24 protein-coding genes are annotated in these 18,300 nt (G+C 69.9%); 10 read left to right on the forward strand and 14 right to left on the reverse strand.

What is annotated here, in order from left to right; all coding sequences use genetic code 11:
* The first annotated feature begins 51 nt into the window (after positions 1-51).
* Complete coding sequence (gene pknB / locus ACFWY5_RS12860) at positions 52-1,884, forward strand: Stk1 family PASTA domain-containing Ser/Thr kinase (protein ID WP_379615692.1); 1,833 nt, start codon at positions 52-54, stop codon at positions 1,882-1,884.
* A 133-nt stretch (positions 1,885-2,017) separates the two neighbouring features.
* Here pknB and ACFWY5_RS12865 read toward each other — a convergent pair whose 3' ends face one another.
* The 3 genes from ACFWY5_RS12865 to ACFWY5_RS12875 are packed head-to-tail and all read right to left on the reverse strand — an operon-like array spanning position 2,018 to position 3,393.
* The gene (locus ACFWY5_RS12865; protein ID WP_379615694.1) at positions 2,018-2,590 is read right to left on the reverse strand and encodes an anthranilate synthase component II; all 573 of its coding nucleotides are present in this window, start codon (positions 2,588-2,590) and stop codon (positions 2,018-2,020) included.
* A gap of 7 nt (positions 2,591-2,597) precedes the next feature.
* Entirely contained in the window at positions 2,598-2,756 is a 159-nt protein-coding gene (locus ACFWY5_RS12870) for a hypothetical protein (protein WP_379615696.1), read from the reverse strand.
* 1 nt (position 2,757) lies between these two features.
* On the reverse strand, positions 2,758-3,393 hold the full coding sequence (locus tag ACFWY5_RS12875; RefSeq protein WP_379615698.1) for a class E sortase: 636 nt from the start codon (positions 3,391-3,393) through the stop codon (positions 2,758-2,760).
* Between the two features lie 116 nt (positions 3,394-3,509).
* Between ACFWY5_RS12875 and ACFWY5_RS12880 the strand changes: the two genes are divergently transcribed.
* Positions 3,510-3,785, forward strand: a complete 276-nt coding sequence (locus ACFWY5_RS12880) for a cell division protein CrgA (RefSeq protein ID WP_184959033.1) — start codon at positions 3,510-3,512, stop codon at positions 3,783-3,785.
* A gap of 34 nt (positions 3,786-3,819) precedes the next feature.
* Here ACFWY5_RS12880 and ACFWY5_RS12885 read toward each other — a convergent pair whose 3' ends face one another.
* Both ACFWY5_RS12885 and ACFWY5_RS12890 read right to left on the reverse strand, forming a co-directional pair.
* A complete protein-coding gene (locus ACFWY5_RS12885) occupies positions 3,820-4,674 on the reverse strand; it encodes a rhomboid family intramembrane serine protease (RefSeq protein ID WP_379615700.1) in 855 nt (284 codons plus the stop codon).
* Between the two features lie 44 nt (positions 4,675-4,718).
* Positions 4,719-5,255, reverse strand: a complete 537-nt coding sequence (locus tag ACFWY5_RS12890; protein ID WP_379615702.1) for a peptidylprolyl isomerase — start codon at positions 5,253-5,255, stop codon at positions 4,719-4,721.
* A gap of 159 nt (positions 5,256-5,414) precedes the next feature.
* Between ACFWY5_RS12890 and ACFWY5_RS12895 the strand changes: the two genes are divergently transcribed.
* Positions 5,415-5,930 (forward strand): hypothetical protein, encoded by a 516-nt coding sequence (locus tag ACFWY5_RS12895; protein WP_379615704.1) that lies wholly within the window; start codon positions 5,415-5,417, stop codon positions 5,928-5,930.
* A gap of 350 nt (positions 5,931-6,280) precedes the next feature.
* On the forward strand, positions 6,281-7,354 hold the full coding sequence (locus ACFWY5_RS12900; RefSeq protein ID WP_379615706.1) for a hypothetical protein: 1,074 nt from the start codon (positions 6,281-6,283) through the stop codon (positions 7,352-7,354).
* A 392-nt stretch (positions 7,355-7,746) separates the two neighbouring features.
* Here the strand turns inward: ACFWY5_RS12900 and ACFWY5_RS12905 are convergent, their stop codons facing one another.
* On the reverse strand, positions 7,747-8,205 hold the full coding sequence (locus tag ACFWY5_RS12905; protein WP_379615708.1) for a hypothetical protein: 459 nt from the start codon (positions 8,203-8,205) through the stop codon (positions 7,747-7,749).
* A gap of 122 nt (positions 8,206-8,327) precedes the next feature.
* Between ACFWY5_RS12905 and ACFWY5_RS12910 the strand changes: the two genes are divergently transcribed.
* From ACFWY5_RS12910 to ACFWY5_RS12920, 3 genes are all read left to right on the forward strand, one after another.
* Entirely contained in the window at positions 8,328-8,999 is a 672-nt protein-coding gene (locus ACFWY5_RS12910) for a response regulator transcription factor (RefSeq protein ID WP_184959038.1), read from the forward strand.
* A 509-nt stretch (positions 9,000-9,508) separates the two neighbouring features.
* Entirely contained in the window at positions 9,509-10,840 is a 1,332-nt protein-coding gene (locus ACFWY5_RS12915) for an ATP-binding protein (RefSeq protein WP_379631843.1), read from the forward strand.
* Between the two features lie 11 nt (positions 10,841-10,851).
* A complete protein-coding gene (locus ACFWY5_RS12920; RefSeq protein ID WP_379631845.1) occupies positions 10,852-11,304 on the forward strand; it encodes a Rieske (2Fe-2S) protein in 453 nt (150 codons plus the stop codon).
* Here the strand turns inward: ACFWY5_RS12920 and ACFWY5_RS12925 are convergent.
* From ACFWY5_RS12925 to ACFWY5_RS12945, 5 genes are read right to left on the reverse strand one after another with little or no spacing between them, the layout of a single operon-like run.
* Positions 11,291-12,256 (reverse strand): GNAT family N-acetyltransferase, encoded by a 966-nt coding sequence (locus ACFWY5_RS12925; protein ID WP_379631847.1) that lies wholly within the window; start codon positions 12,254-12,256, stop codon positions 11,291-11,293. The two genes, ACFWY5_RS12920 and ACFWY5_RS12925, sit on opposite strands and share 14 nt — an antisense overlap.
* A gap of 11 nt (positions 12,257-12,267) precedes the next feature.
* Positions 12,268-12,660: a hypothetical protein gene (locus ACFWY5_RS12930; RefSeq protein ID WP_379615716.1), complete on the reverse strand. Its 393-nt coding sequence runs from the start codon at positions 12,658-12,660 to the stop codon at positions 12,268-12,270.
* A gap of 9 nt (positions 12,661-12,669) precedes the next feature.
* On the reverse strand, positions 12,670-13,266 hold the full coding sequence (locus ACFWY5_RS12935) for a PadR family transcriptional regulator (protein ID WP_379615718.1): 597 nt from the start codon (positions 13,264-13,266) through the stop codon (positions 12,670-12,672).
* Between the two features lie 42 nt (positions 13,267-13,308).
* Positions 13,309-14,103 (reverse strand): MBL fold metallo-hydrolase, encoded by a 795-nt coding sequence (locus ACFWY5_RS12940; protein WP_379615720.1) that lies wholly within the window; start codon positions 14,101-14,103, stop codon positions 13,309-13,311.
* A complete protein-coding gene (locus ACFWY5_RS12945) occupies positions 14,100-14,531 on the reverse strand; it encodes a GNAT family N-acetyltransferase (RefSeq protein ID WP_379615722.1) in 432 nt (143 codons plus the stop codon). Before ACFWY5_RS12945 ends, ACFWY5_RS12940 begins: the two co-directional genes overlap by 4 nt.
* A gap of 22 nt (positions 14,532-14,553) precedes the next feature.
* On the opposite strand from ACFWY5_RS12945, the gene ACFWY5_RS12950 reads away from it, so the two are divergent.
* Positions 14,554-14,973 (forward strand): VOC family protein, encoded by a 420-nt coding sequence (locus tag ACFWY5_RS12950; RefSeq protein ID WP_379615724.1) that lies wholly within the window; start codon positions 14,554-14,556, stop codon positions 14,971-14,973.
* Here ACFWY5_RS12950 and ACFWY5_RS12955 read toward each other — a convergent pair.
* Together ACFWY5_RS12955 and ACFWY5_RS12960 are read right to left on the reverse strand one after the other, a co-directional pair.
* On the reverse strand, positions 14,966-15,595 hold the full coding sequence (locus ACFWY5_RS12955) for a response regulator (protein WP_379615727.1): 630 nt from the start codon (positions 15,593-15,595) through the stop codon (positions 14,966-14,968). The two genes, ACFWY5_RS12950 and ACFWY5_RS12955, sit on opposite strands and share 8 nt — an antisense overlap.
* Positions 15,586-16,737, reverse strand: coding sequence for a histidine kinase (locus tag ACFWY5_RS12960; protein ID WP_379615729.1), 1,152 nt, complete (start codon positions 16,735-16,737; stop codon positions 15,586-15,588). The genes ACFWY5_RS12955 and ACFWY5_RS12960 overlap by 10 nt, the downstream gene beginning before the upstream one ends.
* A 78-nt stretch (positions 16,738-16,815) precedes the next feature.
* On the opposite strand from ACFWY5_RS12960, the gene ACFWY5_RS12965 reads away from it, so the two are divergent.
* Both ACFWY5_RS12965 and ACFWY5_RS12970 read left to right on the forward strand, forming a co-directional pair.
* Positions 16,816-17,442, forward strand: coding sequence for a TetR/AcrR family transcriptional regulator (locus ACFWY5_RS12965; RefSeq protein ID WP_379615731.1), 627 nt, complete (start codon positions 16,816-16,818; stop codon positions 17,440-17,442).
* Positions 17,435-18,121 (forward strand): hypothetical protein, encoded by a 687-nt coding sequence (locus ACFWY5_RS12970; RefSeq protein ID WP_379631849.1) that lies wholly within the window; start codon positions 17,435-17,437, stop codon positions 18,119-18,121. The genes ACFWY5_RS12965 and ACFWY5_RS12970 overlap by 8 nt, the downstream gene beginning before the upstream one ends.
* On the opposite strand, the gene ACFWY5_RS12975 is transcribed toward ACFWY5_RS12970, so the two are convergent.
* Positions 18,105-18,299 (reverse strand): hypothetical protein, encoded by a 195-nt coding sequence (locus ACFWY5_RS12975; protein ID WP_379631851.1) that lies wholly within the window; start codon positions 18,297-18,299, stop codon positions 18,105-18,107. The two genes, ACFWY5_RS12970 and ACFWY5_RS12975, sit on opposite strands and share 17 nt — an antisense overlap.
* Position 18,300: the final 1 nt, after the last annotated feature.

The following is an 18,300-nucleotide window of genomic DNA, read 5'->3' on the forward strand; positions in this document are numbered from 1 at the left end:
AGCACGGTGCAGGCCGGTACCCAAGATGAACGGTAAGGGACAGTGCAGGAAATGACTCAGCCTCGGCTACTCGGTGGTCGCTACGAACTCGACGGTGTCGTCGGGCGCGGCGGCATGGCCGAGGTGTATCGCGCCCGAGACATCCGGCTGGACCGCATCGTCGCCATCAAGACGCTCCGGGCGGACCTCGCCAGGGACCATACGTTCCAGGCCAGGTTCCGGCGCGAGGCGCAGTCGGCGGCATCCCTGAACCACCCCGCCGTCGTCGCGGTCTACGACACCGGCGAAGACGGCACCGAGGGCACCCCCGTGCCCTACATCGTGATGGAGTACGTCGACGGCCGGACGCTGCGCGACCTGCTGCGCCAGGACCGGCGGCTGATGCCGGAGCGCGCGGTCGAGCTGGTCGACGGCATCCTGCGCGCGCTCGACTACAGCCACCGCGGCGGCATCGTCCACCGTGACATCAAGCCGGCCAACGTGATGATCACTCGGGCCGGCGACGTCAAGGTGATGGACTTCGGCATCGCCCGCGCGATGGCCGACTCGGCCGCCACGATGACGCAGACCGCGCAGGTGATAGGGACCGCCCAGTACCTGTCGCCGGAGCAGGCCCGCGGCGAGCGCGTCGACGCCCGCAGCGACATCTACTCCACCGGGTGCGTGCTCTACGAGCTGCTGACCGGGCAGCCGCCGTTCACCGGCGACTCCCCCGTCGCGATCGCCTACCAGCACGTGCGCGAGGAGCCCATCCCGCCGTCGCAGATCGACCCCGAGATTCCCGCGTGGGCCGACGCGATCGTGCTCAAGGCGATGGCCAAGGACCCCGCCCAGCGCTACCAGAGCGCCCAGGACATGCGCGCCGACATACAGCGCGCGATGTCCGGGATGCCGGTCGACGCGCAGACGATGGCGATGACCAACTACGGCGCGGGCACCCGCACCATGGCCGCCACGCAGCAGCAGGGTGGCCCGGCCACCGGCCGTACCGGCGCCGTCCCGCCCTACGAGTACGGCGAGACCGAGCACGGCGGCCGGGGTGGTCGCCGGCGCGCGGGCGGCGGCGGCAACAAGGCGGTCAAGACCGCCCTGTGGATCGTGATCCCGCTGCTGATCATCGGCGCGTTCATCGGTGTCGCGTACGCCTTCCTCGGCGGAGGCGGCGGCGGCACGCCCACCACCGCGGCGCCGGTGAAGGTGCCGCTGCTCACCGGCATGACCCAGAAGGAAGCCGAGACGCAGCTCACCACACTGGGGCTCACGCCCAAGGTGGAGGAGGAGTTCAGCAGCGACGTCAAGAAGGGCGTCGTGATCTCCAGCAACCCGGCGGTCGGGGCCGAGGTGCCCAAGGGCGGCGAGGTCACGCTCACCGTGTCCAAGGGCGTGCAGAAGGTGAAGGTGCCGGAGGGGCTCGTCGGGCTCGACAAGGACGCCGCCCGGACGATGCTGACCGACCTCGGGTTGAAGCCCGTGTTCAAGACCGGGGTGTCCGGCAAGTCGCAGGGCAAGGTGTACAAGACCGACCCCGTGGCGGGCACCGAGGTCAACGAGGGCACCACGGTCATGCTCTTCGTTCCGGCGGAGCTGTCGGAGGTGCCGAGCGTGCTCGACCTCACCGAGGCCGACGCCGCCGCGGCGCTGCGCGCGGCCGGGTTCCGGGTCAAGGTGGTCCCGCAGTCCAGCGCGGACAAGCCCGAGGGCGTCGTCATCCAGCAGAACCCGGGTGAGGGGACCAAGGTGGCGCCCAAGACCACGGTCACGATCGTGGTCTCCACCGGGCCGGACGTGCAGCCGACCGACACGCCCACCACCGACCCGACGTTCCCCACGGAAGAGCCGACCGGGGAGCCGACGGAGGATGATCCTCCGGGCGACGACTTCTAGGCCAGACGACGGGCCCTCCGGTTTCCGGGGGCCCGTCGGCGTTCCCGGAAGTTGTGGCACAAAAAGGCGCCCCCGCCGCTCGGGGGCAACGGCGGGGACGCTTAATGAGTAGTCGTGTGCGGCCCCGAGCGCGTTACAGCGTTGAGTTCAGCCAGTTCGCCAGGAGTCGGTGCCCATGGTGGGACAGAATCGACTCTGGGTGGAACTGGATGCCTTCCACGGGCGCCGTGCGGTGGCGCAGGCCCATGATGACGCCGTCGGGCGTCCGGGAGACGACGTCCAGGATGTCGGGGACCGTGGCCGGGTCCACGGCCAGCGAGTGGTAGCGGGTCATCTCGACCGGGCTGGGCAGGCCCTCGTAGACGGTCTTGCCGTCGTGCTCCACCTGGCTGGTGCGTCCGTGCATGAGCTCGGGGGCGGTCGAGACGGTCGCGCCGTAGGCGACGGCGATGGCCTGGTGGCCGAGGCACACCCCTAGCAGCGGCAGGCCGCGGTTCGCCGCGTGGTGGACCAGCGGGACGCTGATGCCGGACGCCTCGGGGGTGCCGGGCCCCGGGCTGATCAGCACCGCGTCGAAGGCGTCGGCGTCGGCCGGAAGCACCTCGTCGCGCGGGCGCACGTCGCAGGCGGCGCCCAGTTCGCGCAGGTACTGGACGATCGTGTGGACGAAGCTGTCGTGGTTGTCGACGACCAGCACCCTCGTCACGTGGAGCTCACTTTCTGACGGTGACCTCGTCGAGCGTCACCGCGGGTTCGAGCAGAGGAAAAACCACATACCAGAGTACGGCTGCCGCGATCGCGGCCAGGACCGCGGCCGTCAGGAGCCGTTTGCCCAGCGGGGTGGGGAGCTTGCGCCAGAGCCAGCCGTACATGTCAGACCTTTCGTTCCTCGGTCTCCTTGAGCACGCCGTAGACGATCAGCCGTTGGGCGGCCGAGTACTCGGGATGACAGGTAGAGAGCGTGATATATGAGCGGATGGGGCTGATGTCGGGCTTGCCGGGAACGGGGGCGATGATCTCGATCTCGTTGGGTTCGACGATGTCCTGGGAGGTGACCCGGTAGGTGTAGCGGGCCTCGCGGGCCTCCACGACGATCTCGTCGTCGCGCTGGAGTTCGTCGATCCGGTTGAACGGGGCCGAATACGTGGTCCGGTGACCGGAGACGACGAAGTTGCCGACCTGGCCGGGCAGGGCCGTACCCGGGTAGTGGCCCGGACCCTTCTTCAGGTGGTCGGTTTCCACACCCTCCACCACCGCGTAGCGGTAGTCGCGGCCGAGTTTGGGGATGCGCAGCAGCGCCATCGCCTTCCCCAGCGAGATCTTGGGGATCTTGCCGTCGGCGGCCGGCTGCGCCGGAGTGGCGCTCTCCTCCGCGAGTTGCTGCTGCAGCAGGAGTTGCTGGCGCTGGGTGTAAGCGCTGGTGCCCCAGAGAAGGTAAGCGCAGAAGAGCAGCATGATCACGCCCGCCGTGATGCTCAGCTCGCCCACGCTCCGCAGGATGGCCCTCACCCGGCCAGGGTATTCGTGACTGATCCGGTTCCCTGGGGATCGCCATGTCATGCGCGTGGCGACTATCCTGGGCCACGCTTCAACTACGCTAACCACAGAGCCTGTGGACGATCCGGATGCCCCAGGCCCTCAGCAGGAGTTATCCAGTGTCCAAGCCCAAGGCTCGCAAGAAGGCGGTTTACACACCGCCGCAGAAGACCCAGCAGGTCAAGGTCAGCCCCCGCTGGCTGGCACCGACGATGGTGGGCACGTGGATCATCGGCATCCTGTGGATCGCCGTCTACTACATCGCGCCCGACGCGCCCTTCATCGGCGACCTACAGAACTGGAACCTGCTGATCGGGTTCGTTTTCATCATCTTCGGTGTGGTGCTTTCCACCCGCTGGCGTTAGTTCTTTCCACAGTCTTTTCCACACCTGGGGAAAGTCAGCTCACGATCGCGGACGTCCGGAGCAACACGAGCACGCCGAGGACGACCACCGCCCCCACCACCGTCAGCGTCTGTACCAGGGCGCGGTTGTTCTTGGGGGCGTACGCCAGCGCCGCGGCCAGCGCCGATCCGGTGATCAGGCCGCCCACGTGGCCGGTCCAGCTGATGTTGAACCCGGGCAGGAACGTGATCACCAGGTTGATCACGATCAGCACGGCGATGCCGCGCACGTCCATGTTGAGCTTGCGGCCGACCACGAAGATCGCGCCGAACAGGCCGAAGATGGCGCCGGACGCGCCGACCGTCAGCGTGTCGGGCGTGTCCAGCCAGTAGCCGAGCGTGGAGCCGCCGAGCGCGCTGACGACGTAGATGGCCGTGAACTTCACGTGCCCGAAGGCGCGCTCCAGGTAGGGGCCGACGACGTACAGCGCCCAGCTGTTGAACAGGATGTGGAAAACTCCGCCGTGCACGAACGCGGCGGTGATCAGCCGGTAGTACTGCTCGCCGAAGGCGACGCCCACCGGCCACATCCCCAGCCGGGCCGTGACGGCGTTGCCGGTCAGGTATTGCGCGCCGAAGACCAGGATGTTGACCGCCAGGATGGCCCAGGTGACGTAGGGCGTGGCGACTACCGCGCCGCCGAAGGCGGCTTTGGCCTGCCGTACACCCTTATTGCCTTCGGCTACGCACTCGGGGCACTGGAAGCCCACGGCGGCGTCACGCATGCAGTCGGGGCAGATGGGCCGGTCGCAGCGCTGACAGCGGACCCAGGTCTCACGGTCGGGATGCCGGTAACACGTCGGCACCGCCTCGGCGGGATGCTCGGGCGGGCTGGGCGGCTGGCTGGTCATGCTCGCAGCCTACGGCCTGCAGCCCGCCCGACGCGCACACGAACTCAGGCGGGCTGGCGGTCGAAAGTGAGCGACTCGATGACCACGTCCTGCTGCGGACGGTCGTTGCGACCGGTCGGCACCTTGCAGAGGGCGTCGACGACGTTCTTGCCCTCGATGACCTCGCCGAAGATCGTGTGACCTCCGTTGAGGTGCGGCTGCGCGCTCACGGTGATGAAGAACTGCGAGCCGTTGGTGCCCCTGCCCATGCGGATGCCCGCGTTGGCCATGGCCAGCAGGTACGGGCGGTTGAAGTTGTTCTGGGCGTGGATCTCATCGTCGAAGGCGTAGCCGGGGCCGCCGATGCCCTGGCCGAGCGGGTCCCCGCCCTGGATCATGAAGCCGTCGATGATGCGGTGGAAGATCGTGCCGTCGTAGAGCGGCTTGGTGGACTTCTCCCCCGTCTCCGGGTGGGTCCACTCGCGCGTCCCCTCGGCGAGTTCGACGAAGTTGGCGACCGTGTTCGGAGCAAGCTCAGGGAAGAGCTTGATACGGATCAGGCCGTGGTTTGTCTTCAGGTTTGCGATCAGCTTCTCAGCCACGAGACAGCTGCCCCCCTCTATGCACAGGGTTGGTTTTGTGGTGTTTTGATGACGATGGCCCTTGGGCCGTTGGCAGCATCCTCCCACGGCTCACGATGATTGAGCCGCCTTGTACCGGGAAGGTCACGCTCCGGGGCCCCAATGACAGGGGAGGTTGTCGTGTCCCTGACACTTAGAAGACGCCGTGCGGTGATCGAAGTACCCGATACATGGATGGGCCGCGTCAAGGCTCAGGCCGTGCAGGCGGGCCGCCGGCTCGCGCCGATGGCGGACCAGGCCAAAGTGGCCACCGCCCAGCGCATCGAAGATGCCCGCTACTGGGCAGCGCCCAGGCTGGAAGACGCGGCGCATCACGTGGAGGATCGGCTCGCGCCGGCGGTCAGCACCATGCTGACCCAAGCCGCGCACAAGATCGATCCGACGCCTATGCCCAAGTCCCGCCGGTGGCCGGTGATCCTGCTGATGACCGGACTGGCGGTGGGCGTTATGGGCTACATGTTCTACCGCCGCAACGCGCAGCAGTGGACTGACCACATGAAGGACTCCGCCTCGGACGCCTCACAGTGGGTGAACGACCGGGCGGAGAAGGCTGCCGACCGGGTCTCCGACACGGCGGACAGGACCGCGGACCACATCTCGTCCACGGCCAATGAGGCATCTCGCAAGATGTCCTGATTTATCCGCAGAAAGCGCGCCACCGAAGGGGTGGCGCGCTTTCCGCACCCACTCCCCTAACTAGCCCCACCACGCACCCCCCACCACCGACCGCCCCGCGCCTCACACCCCGCACCCCCGCGCCTTGCACCCGCATCCCGCACCCCGCACCTCACCACCGCGCTGCACCGTGCCCCGGGTCCTCGCACCTCCAAACCCGGCGCCCCGCACCTCGGACGCCGCGCACCCGGGAACAGCAGCACCGCGCAGACCAGAGCGGGCGAGCCAATGGGGGGCACACCGGCCGGGTGGAATGGCCGGGCAGGGGGTGGGGCGTTGACGTTGTACCAAGCGCTTGCTACAACCCTGGCATGGCGCTCTCACCCCTGGACGACTACCCGATCCATCAGGCACCCCAGGTCATGCGGCATGTGGCCACCTCCGACCGCAACTTCTACGACCGCTACTACTTCAACTGCCACGCCGCCACCGACGAGCTCATGCTCATCATCGGCGTAGGCCAGTACCCCAACCTGGGTGTCACCGACGCCTTCGCCTGCGTCAGGACGCAGCGGCTGCACCGGGTGGTCCGCGCCTCGCGGGAGCTGGGCGCGGACCGGATGAACACCGAGATCGGCCCGTTCCGGGTGGAGGTACTCGAAGGGCTCAAGCGGCTCCGGGTGCTGTTGGAGCCGAACGAGCATGGCCTGTCCTTCGACCTCCACTGGGAGGGCACGATCCCGGCGACCTTGGAGCCGCGCCACTTCGTGCGCTGGCAGGAGCGGGTCATGTTCGATTCGGTACGGATGGCACAGACGGGACGGTGGTCAGGAAATATCCGGATCGGGGAGGAAGAGATCGCCGTCACCCCGGACCGCTGGCAGGGCACCCGCGACCGATCCTGGGGCGTACGACCCGTTGGCGAACCCGAGCCGCCCGGCATCCAGTCGAAGAACCCGGGCACGTTCTACTGGCTGTACGCGCCCATGCAGTTCGACGACCACGCGATCCTCTGCATCATCCAGGAGGACGAGAAGGGCCGCAGGGTGCTGGAGGAGGCGACACGGGTCTGGTCGGACGGCCGGGAGGAGGAGTACCTCGGCCGCCCCGAATACCAGCCCGTGTACGCCCCCGGCACCCGTGACGTGGTCGAGGCCGTGATCGGCTTCTCCCCGCCCGGCGGCAAGCCGTTCGAGGTACGCGCCCGTCCGATCCTGCCCGTCCACCTCATGGTCGGCACCGGGTACGGCCTGGAGCCCGACTGGAAGCACGGGATGTACCAGGGTCCGGACCCGGTGGTCCAGGGTGTGACCTATACGCTCCCGGACGACGCGGCGCGCATGTGGGGCATGGTCGACGCGGTCGGCCGGTTCGAATACGACGGCCAGGTAGGGCACGGCCTGTACGAATACTGGGCCCTGGGCCCGCACCCAACCTTCACCTAGACCTCACACCAGAACCCCACACCGCCCGTACTCCCCGTCCGTACGGCCGGCGCACGTCCCATCCGGCACATGACCCCGACACACCCCGCAGCCAACCGATCGGCCACAGTCGGCTGCGGTCGGTCGTGGCCAATCGTGGTCGGTTACGGCGAGCCATGGTCGACCCTGATCGATCGTGGCCAGTCACGATCGGTCGGGGTCAGCCGTGGTCGGTCGTGGCCGCCGCTGCGGGACATGACATCGGTGCGGGACATGTCACCGGTGCGGGACATGACATCGGTGCGGGACATGACATCGGTGCGGGACATGTCACCGGTGCGGGACCGTTGCCCCTGCGGGGGCATGGCACCGGTGCGGGACTGGTTGACGGTGAGGAATGGCTGCCGGTGTGGTTAGTCGACCTTCGCGCACTTGATGGAGATCGTCTTGGCCAGTCCCTCCGCGGGCGGGGCGCCCATCACGGTCAGCGAAGGCTTGGAACCGGCCTCGGTCTTGCCGCCCTGCTCCGTGCCCTTTTCGGCCGGAAGTGCGGGTACCGCCTCCGTGAACTCCAGGACGCCGCCCTTGACCGGGTCGTCGGCCTTCTCGGCGTCCTTGCCGGAGGTGGGCGTGGCGCCCTCGGCGGGCACGCCTTCCGCGTCGGCCGAGGTGGTGACCTTGCCGTCCTTGTCGATGGCGATCGCCTTGGTCGCCTGGGTGAGTTCGGCGATGACCTTCCCGTTCTCGTCGGTGCAGACGACCTTGCCGCCTGCGCCGGGCGCGGGTGTCTCGTCGGCCATCGCCGATCCGGCCAGGGCGGCGAGCCCCAGCACGCCTACCGCACTGAGGACCATTACGCGGCGCTTGAACATGAATTCTCCTGTCGTGTGGGTCGGACGGGAACGAATCTGCTCTGCCGTACCTGAAGAGAGGCTGAAGGCGCCCTAAATGATCTTCAGGTTGGCTTTAGGTGGCTTGCTGCACTCTGAGAGGCGTGCGAGTGCTATTGGTTGAGGACGAGCAGCGGCTGGCCGACCTGGTGAAGGGCGGGCTGACCGGCGAAGGGTTCGCGGTGGACGTGGCCTACGACGGGCGCGACGGGCTGTGGATGGCCACCGAGAACGACTACGACGTGATCGTGCTCGACGTGATGCTGCCCCGGATGAACGGCTACGCCGTCTGCGCCAAGCTTCGTGAGGCGGGCAACTGGACGCCGATCATGATGCTGACCGCCAAGGACGGCGTCTACGACGAGGCCGAGGCACTCGACACCGGCGCCGACGACTATCTGGCCAAGCCGTTCTCGTACGTGGTGCTGCTGGCCCGGTTGCGTGCGCTGGTGCGGAGGGGCGGGCGGGAGCGGCCGGTGTCCATCACGGTCGGGGACCTGGTGATCGACCCGGCCGGGCTGCGCTGCCGCAGGGGTGAGACGGAGGTGTCGTTGACGCCGAAGGAGTTCGCGGTGCTGCACGGGCTGGCCAGGCGGGCGGGCGAGGTGGTGTCCAAGAGCGACCTGCTGGCCGCCGCCTGGGACTTCTCCTACGACGGTGACGCGAACATCATCGAGGTGTACATCAGCGCGCTGCGCCGCAAGATCGATCTGCCGTTCGGCAGGACGACCCTGGTGACCGTCCGCGGCGCAGGCTACCGGCTGGAGGCGGAATGACCGGCAACGGCGACACAACCCCCCACAACCCCCAGCCCCACCCGCACCCCGCCGCTCAATTGCCCAAGACCACTCAGCCAGCCACGCGAGAGCACAAAACCACGGGTGAAAGCCAGGCAGCGAGGGAACACGAGGCCACGGGGGCGCACACCGCGAGGGAACGCCAGACCACGCGGGACCAGCAGACCACGGGCGCGCACAAGACCGTGCGGGCGCGCCAGGACACTCCCGCTGCCGTGCAGATGCGCACGGATGCCCCGGCCGCACGGGGGCGCCAAGACGCTCCCGCGGCTGCGGAAATGCGCACGGACGCCTCGGCTGTTCGGGGGCGGAAGACCGTGCGGGCGCACGTGGCCGTGGAGGAGCACGAGGGTGTGCGGGCGCGCAAGGCCGCCGTGCGAGGGGACAGGGCTGTGCGGGGGGCTCGGGGGCGGCGGGGTGTGCGGGGGGACGAGGTGCGGGGGCTGGGCTCGGGGAGGGGTCGGGTGGGTGGGTCTCTGGTTGCTCGGGTGCGGGAGGGGGCCTCCTCGGTACGGCTGCGCGCCACCCTAGCCGCCACCCTGGTGGTGGCCCTGGCCCTGGGGGTGACGGCGCTCGTGCTGACCCAGTCCATGCGCGGCAGCCTCCTGGCCAGCGTCGACGCGGACGCCACCCGGCGGGCCGTCGAGGCGGCGCCCGTTCTGCAGGCGTCGGTGGCGCGGGCCGATGCGCAGAAGGCCGAAATGGCCACCCTGACCGGCACTACCCTGCCCTATCAGCCCACCATCGGCACTACCCAGCCCTACCAGACGACCCTCGTCGATCCGGACGTCATGCTCAGTGCGGACGGCAAGACGTTCACCACCGCCTGGGAGCAGGTCGACGGGTTCCGGGTGGTGGGGATGTCGGTGGCCACGGAACTGGGGCCGGGTATGGTGCTCGCGCGTTCCTCGCTGGCCCCGGCGGAGGAGGCGCTGACCACGCTCAACAGCGTGCTGCTTCCTGGCGTGCCCGCGCTGCTGCTGGTGGTGGCGCTGATGACGTGGCTGTCGGTGGGCCGGGCGCTGCGCCCGGTGGCGGCCATCCGGGCCAAGGTCGCCGACATCACCGCCCGCGACCTGCACCAGCGGGTCCCGGTCCCGCGTTCGGGGGACGAGATCGCCGCCCTGGCCACTACGGTCAACGGCACCCTCGACCGGCTGGAAACGGCGGTCGACCGGCACAAGGGCTTCGTCGCCGACGCCGCCCACGAGTTGCGCAGCCCGATCGCGACCCTGCGGGCCAGGCTGGAACTGGCCGAGCCGAGCGAGCTGACCGCCGAGGCCCTCGCCGACGTCGAACGCCTCCAGGCGCTGGCCGGTGACCTCCTCCTGCTGGCCCGGCTGGACGCGGGCGAACCACTCCAGGCGGCCGACGTGGACCTGGGCCAGATCGCCGCCGAGGAGGCCGTGCGGGTCGAGCGCCGTTCCGAGGTGGAGCTGAAGCTGGACGTGCAGCCGGACGTGGTGATCGAGGGTGCGCGCGGGCACGTCGGCCGACTCGTGACAAACCTCGCGAGCAATGCGGTACGGCATGCCGCCTCGACCGTCGTGGTCCGGGTCCGCCGGGAGGGTACGACGGCGGTGCTGGAGGTCGAGGACGACGGGCCGGGGATTCCGGAGGGGCAGCGGGAGGCGGTGTTCGGCCGGTTCACCAGGCTGGACGAGGCCAGGGCGCGCGATGCCGGTGGCGCGGGTCTGGGCCTGCCGATCGCCAGGGACATCGCGACGCTCCACGGCGGCACCGTGCACGCCATCTCCGGGGGATTTGTCGCACGTTTCCCCATGAACCACTACGCCGATGCGGTACGTGTGGACGGTTGAAGGAGGCAACCATGCTCACACGCCGTGCCTTAGTCACCCGCGGCACCCTCACCGGCACCGCGATCGTGTTCCTGTGGCCAAGCCGGGCCGACGCGGGCTCAGGGTCCACCACGCCAAGCCGGGCCGACGCCGAAGCGAACGCCGCACCGAGCCGGGCCGACGCGGACGCGGAGTCTGCCAAGCCGGTCCTGGCCCTCACGAAGAACATTCGCGTCGGCGGTGGAAGGATCATCAAGAACAAGTACGTGATCACCCAGCCGAAGAAGAACGTCTTCCGCTGCTTCAGCGCCAAGTGCACCCACCAGGGCTGCACGCTGGCCAGCGTCAGCCGCGGCACGATCAACTGCCCGTGCCACGGCAGCAAGTTCAACATCTCCACCGGCGCCGTCGTCCAGGGCCCAGCCACCCGCGCCCTCCCCCGCAAGAAGATCAAGGTGGCGGGCGGCAAGATCAGGCTGGCGTGAGCATCCTCGTGTAGGCGGAGGTGCGCTGGACCACGGTGAACCCGGAGCGCTCATAGACGCCGAGTGCTCCGGTGCCGTTGTCGGCGTCGACGCTGAGGCCGGCTCTGCCGTACCCCTGACTCCTGAGTTCGGTGAGGGCGTGTGAGATGAGCGCGCTCGCCACGCCCTTGCCGCGCCAGGGCGCGAGGGTGCCGATGATCTGGATCCACGCCTCGCGCACGCCGGTCACGGCGGTGTCGGCGGCGAAGTAGTGGGTGATCAGGATGCCGACGACCTCGTCGCCGTCGAGGGCGAGGAAGGAACCTTCCGGGACGAAGGCGCGGGTGCAGGTGATCTTTTCCTTCCAGCTTGCCGGGGTGTGGGGTGTGGTGCCCCAGTGGCCGCTGAAGGCTTCGTTGCGCACGTTCAGGGCGCCCGCGTCGCGGTCGGGGGTCCAGGTGGTGAGACGCAGGCCGGCGGCGGGCGGGCGGGACTCGATCTCGGTGGCCAGGTCGCGTTCCATCTGGAAGAACCAGCGCGCCTGGGCGAAGCCTCTGCTCTCGAAGAGTTTCGCCGCCCAGACCTGCGTGTCGCGGGAGTGGAGCTGGAGTTCGAGCGGCCTGCCGGGGTACGCGCGCTCGTGCAGGCGCGGCGCGGCCTCGACGGCCCAGTCGAGGACGCGCGTGCCGAGGCCGGTACGGCGGTGCTCGGGGTGGACGCCCGCCCACAGCCCCATCCGGTGCACTTCCGGCGCGGTCTGCCTGATCGGGAGGAAGGCGAAGGCGACGAGGCGGTCGCCGTCCCTGGCGGCGAGCGTGCCTTCGGCGAGGTCGACCAGCGGGCTGGTGAGGCTCTCCGTGAGGTCCTCGGCGCCGTAGTTCTCGCCGTCCTGGTCGACGGCCTGGATCGCGGCGGTCAGTTCCGCCCATCGTCCGGCGTCGTCCTTGCGCAGCGGCCCCCACGTGATGCTCATGGAGCGGCAGCCTAAGCCAGCCTGGTCGAACACCCCAAACGATTTCCTAGCTGGACAAGCCGCTCGGCGAAGCCCTCCCGGGTGGACTCCTTGAAGCCGACGAAGAAGCGGTTGGCGAGCGGTACGCCCCAGCGCATCCAGGTCGCCACGTTGAAGACGCGGTGGACCAGGAGCGAGCCCTGCGGGTGCGGCTCGACGCTCCATTCGCCCCGGTACCACCACCCGCCCTGGAAGGCGATGGTCCGCCCGGCGACCTCGACGGTCGAGGTGTGGCCGGGGGCGTCCTCCACGGTGAACCGGCCCTCCTGGTGGCCGCCGGGCAGCAGGCTCCGCGCCAGGTCGTCCCAGACCTTGGCGCCAGGGGCCTCGACCACGCCGGACACCTCGGTGATGAGCTTCTTCACGGTTTCCTCCTATTCGAGGGTTTTCTCCATCAGCTCGCGGGTGAGCGTCCCCTGCCAGGACAGCTCGCCCTTCTCCAGCCGCGCGATCAGGTCGTCCATCCAGGACAGCTCGGCCTGGCTCAGCGTCCGCTCGTAGTCGACCTCGATCATGAGCAGTTCGGGCAGGCCGTTGTCGCGCATGGCGGCGACGTGTCCGTCCATGGCGGTGATCAGCCCGCGTACCGAGGCCGCTCTGGACCGCAGCGCGTTGAGCGCCTCGGGCACGGGCAGGCAGCCGATCAGCGAGACCGCCGCGGTGAACGCGCGGCGGTCGCCGCCGGGGCTCTGCAGGAGCGACCTGAGCCGGGTGGACAGTTCCTTGCGGCCTTCGCCGGTGATCTCGTAGACCGTCCGCTCGGGGCGGCGGCCCTCCTTGGTGGTCTCCACCGGGACGATCAGCTCGTCGCCGGCGAGCTTCTCGACCGCGTGGTACAGGCTTCTCGGGAGCCCGGTCACGTAGTCCTTGTGCGTGTCGACGATGAAGCGGTGCAGCTCGTACGGGTGGCTGGCGCGTACCGAGAGCATGGCCAGCACGGTCAGGCCCACCAGATCGGGACGACGCGCCATGTTGCCTCCTTCTATATTGCATTATGCACTAGTGCGTACCGGCTAGTCGAGCTGCTTGAAGGCGCGCTCGATCGCCTGGCGGGCCACGTCCTCCGGGTAGGGGAAGCGGCCGATCAGGTCGCGCAGGCCCTCGGCGTGGGCGCGGCGGGCCAGTGCGGCGACCTCGGCCAGCTCGTCACGCTGGCCCTGCGCGAAGGCGAGGTCGACGACCGCGCCGTGGCCGGGCACGATCACGGGCTCCGGCAGGCCGGCCAGCATCGCGGACATCGTGGCCGGCCAGTCGAGCGGGTAGGAGTCGCTGAAGGCCGGCGGCGCGCCCTCCTCGACCAGGTCTCCGGCGAAGACCACCCCGGCGTCCGGCACGTGCAGCACGATGTCGTTGTCGGTGTGCCCCCGCCCGAAATACCGCAGATGTACGGCCCGCCCGCCGATGTCGAGCGTGGCCCGGTCGGTGAAGGTGTGGTCGGGCGCGACCAGGTCGATCTCCTCGACCTCCGCCCGCCGCTCCTCCGCCACGAAGCCCAGCACGCCCGCCCGCTGCGCCTCGCCGCCGGACCTGATCTCCTCCGCACACCGGGCGTGCCCCCAGATCTCCGCGGGCAGGAACATGGCGTTGCCGAAGAAGTGGTCCCAGTGGGCGTGGCTGTTGACCACGGTCCACGGATCCGGCGTGATCCGGCGGACGGCGGCGATCAGGTCCACGGCCTCCCGGTGGGACATGCGGGTGTCGAACACCAGGCAGTGCCCGTCGCCGACGACCAGGCCCACGTTGAGGTCGACGGACTCGTGCCTGCGTACGAAGACGCGGTCGCCGACCTCCTGCCACTGCTCGTTCACGCGCCCGTCCCGAAGGTCAGCTCGGGCCGTTCCCAGGTGATCCTCGGCGGCTTCGGCGGCGACGTGCCCACGCGTACCGCGCCCATGCGCAGGTAGAAGGCCTCGGCGGGCGGGTGGGAGACCACCCGGACCCGGGTCAGCCCGGCCGCGCGGGCCTGGGCCAGCATGTGCTCGACCAGGCGGCGGCCGAGACCCGTGCCCTGCGCCCGGTCGGCGACGAACAGCAGGTCCAGTTCGTCGCCGACCAGGGCGTAGAAGCCGAGATGGCCGTCGGTGGTGAAGACCGGGTGGGCGGCGATGTACGCGGCGGTGACCTGGTATCCCTCCAGGATCGTGGCGTACTCGCCGTGGTAGGCGCTGGAGGCGTGCATGAGCGCGGTGAGCGCCCCGGCGTCGCGGGGCTCGGCGCGGCGGATCGTTTCAGGCATGGTCTGGCCTATGTTGTCGAACATGAGCTATGGCTTCCAAGTGAGCGTCGACGCGGCCGACCCGCACGCGCAGGCCGACTGGTGGGCGGACGCGCTCGGCTGGGAGGTGGAACCCCAGGACGCGGACTTCATCCGCGACATGGTCTCCAAGGGGTTCGCCACCGAGGCCGACACCATCGTGCACGACGGGCAACTTCGCTGGCGGGAAGGCGTGGCCATCCGGTGCGAGGGGCATCCGCGGGTGCTCTTCCAGCTCGTGCCCGAGTCCAAGACCGTCAAGAACCGGGTCCATCTCGACGTCCAGGTCGGTCAGGACAACGTCGAGGCGGAGGTCGAACGGCTGACCGCCAGGGGCGCGAGCTTCTCGCATCGGGGACAGCAGGGACCGCACTCGTGGGTGACGATGACCGACCCCGAGGGCAACGAGTTCTGCGTCACCTAGTCAGGTAGGCCAGCACCGCCAGTACGCGGCGGTGACCGTCCTGTGTGGGCGGCAGGTCGAGCTTGGCGAAGATGCTCGCGATGTGCTTGGCGACGGCCGCCTCGGTGACCACGAGTTCCCTGGCGATGGCGGCGTTGGCCCGGCCCTCGGCGATCAGCGAGAGCACCTCGCGCTCGCGCGGGGTGAGGCGGGAGATCGGGTCGCGGCGGCGGCCGAGCAGTTGCCGGACGACCTCGGGGTCCACGACGGTGGCGCCGGCGGCGACCCGGCCGAGGGCGTCGGCGAACTCCTTCACGTCGCCGACCCGGTCCTTGAGCAGGTAACCGACGCCGGTGCCGGTCTCCAGGAGTTCGGCGGCGTAGGTCTGCTCGACGTACTGGCTGAGCACGAGCACGGGCAGGCCGTCGCGCCGCAGTTCCAGGGCGGCGCGCAGGCCCTCGTCGGCGAACCCCGGCGGCATGCGCACGTCGGTGAGCACGATGTCCGGCGCGTGCTCGCGGACCGCGGCGAGCAGGGCGTCCGCGTCGCCGACGGCGGCGGCCACCTGGTGGCCGAAGCGTTCGAGCAGGCTCACCAGGCCCTCGCGCAGGAGGACGGCGTCCTCGGCGATGACTACGCGCACGGGATCTCCGCTCTGATGGTGGTCGGGCCGCCCGGCGGGCTGGACAGGGACAGTCTGCCGCCCACCACGTCGAGCCGGTCGGCCAGGCCGGTGAGCCCGGTTCCCGCCGCCGTGTCGGCGCCGCCGCGGCCGTCGTCGGTGACGGCGATCGACAGGCTTTCACGCGATTTTTCCACTTTTATCGTGATGTTGGTGGCGTTGCTGTGTTTGGTGGCGTTGGTGAGGGCTTCGCTGGCCACGTAGAAGGCGGCGATCTCCACGGGCGGCGGGAGCCGTACGTCCAGATCTGTCGTGATCGTCACGGGGATGGCCGAGCGCGCGGCCAGTTCGCCGACGGCGGCGGCGAGGCCGCGGTCGGTCAGCACCTGGGAGTGCACCCCGCGGATCAGCTCCCGCAGCTCGGCCAGCACCTGCTTGGCCTCGGCGTGCGCCCGGTCGAGCGTACGCGCCAGCGGGGCCTCGTCGGGAACGTCCAGCCTGGCCAGCCCGAGCGTCATGGTCAGCGCGACCAGCCGCTGCTGCGCGCCGTCGTGCAGGTCGCGCTCGATCCGGCGCCGCTCGACCTCGAAGGCGTCGACCAGCCGCGCCCGCGACCGCCTGACCTCCTCCAGCTCCGCCCGCTCGGGCGCGAGCACCGCCCTGACCATCGCCGCGCGCACCCCCGCCCAGGCCGTCAGCACATACGCCCCCACGGGCACCAGCGCCGCCCCCACCAGCGACCCGGCCACTGCGACCCCGCCCGCGGAATCCGGCTGCACCACGGGCGAGAGCACCAGCAGGATGGGCCCGCCCACCGCGACGCCGACGATCGCCAGGTCGATCCACCAGAACGCGACCAGCGTGAGCACGGCAAGACCGATCTCCCGCCGCCGCTCCCGGGTCCCGGGCACCGGCGACAGGTCCACAAGCCGCATCCGCCACCGCTCGAAGCGCGTCACGAACGGCCCGAACGCCACCAGCGCGACAATCCCGGCGCCCACCGCGGCCCATCCGGGCAGCACCTCCGACAACGCCGCCACCACCAGCGGCACGACGCAGAAGACCGCTCCGGCCAGCAGGTACGCCAGCGCCCGCCAGGGCCAGGACGAACGCAGGAACGGCAGCGGCCGGGAGCCGAGCGCTTCGAGGGCGGAGGTGCTCACCCCGTCAAGGTAACCAGAGGGCGGAAACCTAAATTTAGGTCAATGACAAAGTTGAGTCGGTCATGCCAAAATGGCGGCATGACGACAGGGCTCCGCGCGATGAAGAAGCAGCAGACCAGGGAGAACATCTCCCAGCACGCCACCAGGCTCTTCCTCGAACGCGGCTACGACAAGGTGACGATCGCCGACGTCGCCACCGCCGCGCAGGTGGCCAAGATGACGGTGACCAACTACTTCCCCCGTAAGGAGGACCTGGCGCTCGACCTGGGCGACGCGTTCGTCTCCGGGCTGGCGCACACGGTCGCCGAGCGGCCCGCCGGTCAGTCGGCGCTGGCCGCGCTCCGTGCCGCCTTCCTGGCCGCGGTGGAACGCAAGGACCCGGTGATCGGCTTCGCACCCCTGGAGTTCGCCCGGATGATCACCGACAGTCCCGCGCTGGTGGCCAGGCTCCGCGAGTTCCACGACGAGCGGGAGGCCGCCCTGGCCGACCGGCTCGCGGCCGAGACCGAGCCCGGCTTCCTGCCCCGGCTCGCGGCGGCCGAGCTCGGGGCGGCACACCGGCTGCTGTTCGACGAGACGCTGGCCCGGGTGCTCGACGGCCAGGACCACGACGGGATCGCCGCGGCGCTGACCGAGGCCGGGCGCATGGCCTTCGACCTGCTGGAGCCCTCCCTCGGAACCTATGCCGTCGCCGCGGATGCGTAGCCGCAACGAGCTCGCCGCCGACTACGCCGCCTTCCAGACCCGCGGGCGGCGGGCACTGCTCGACGGCGAGTCCACCCACGACCTCCCCTTCACCGAAGGCAGCCCGCGCTGGGGCATGACCACCATCCTGCGCCCGACGGGCCCCGCGCTGGACCGCCTGGAGTCGCTGGCCAGAGCGGCTGGCGAGGCCGCGGGCCCCGGCCACTGGACTCACGGCCGCGGCGTCCTGCACGTCACCCTCCGCTCGCTGGAGGCGTACCGGCAGGTGATCCCCGCCGCCGACCCGGCCCTGCTGACCTTCGCCGCCGCCCTGCGGACCGCGGCCCGGGGGCTGCCGCCGGTGCGGATGCGCGTCGAGGGCGTCAGCCCGCACGCCGGTGGCGTCCTCGCCTTCGCTTACCCGGAGGACGACACGATCTGGACCCTCCAGCGGCGGTACGCCGAGGCGCTGGGGGTACGCGGGGCGTTCGAGTCGTGGCCCCGGGAGCGCTGGTACATCAGCCTGGTCCACTTCGCCGCGCCGCTGACCGACCCCAAGAAGGTGGTCGCCTGGTGCGACGACCACGCGGGCGAGGCGCCGGGCACGACCGAGATCCCGGCCGCCGACCTCGCCCACGCCACCATCGCCGGCCCGCACGTCCGCCTCACCACCCTGGAACGGGTCATACTGGACAGGTGATGATCGCCTTAACCTGGGTGACCCTCGGTTTGCTGGCCGCCAACACCGTCGTGGCCGCGTACGTCATCTTCTTCGACCGTTTCCCGCCCTGGACGCCCTGGTTGCGCAGGCACGGCTTCAACCGGATCAGCGGCTGGGGAAACCTGCTGATGTCGGCCGCAGTGGCGCTGAACGTCATC

The sequence above is a fragment of the Nonomuraea sp. NPDC059007 genome, from assembly GCF_042740555.1.
Classification (GTDB): domain Bacteria; phylum Actinomycetota; class Actinomycetes; order Streptosporangiales; family Streptosporangiaceae; genus Nonomuraea.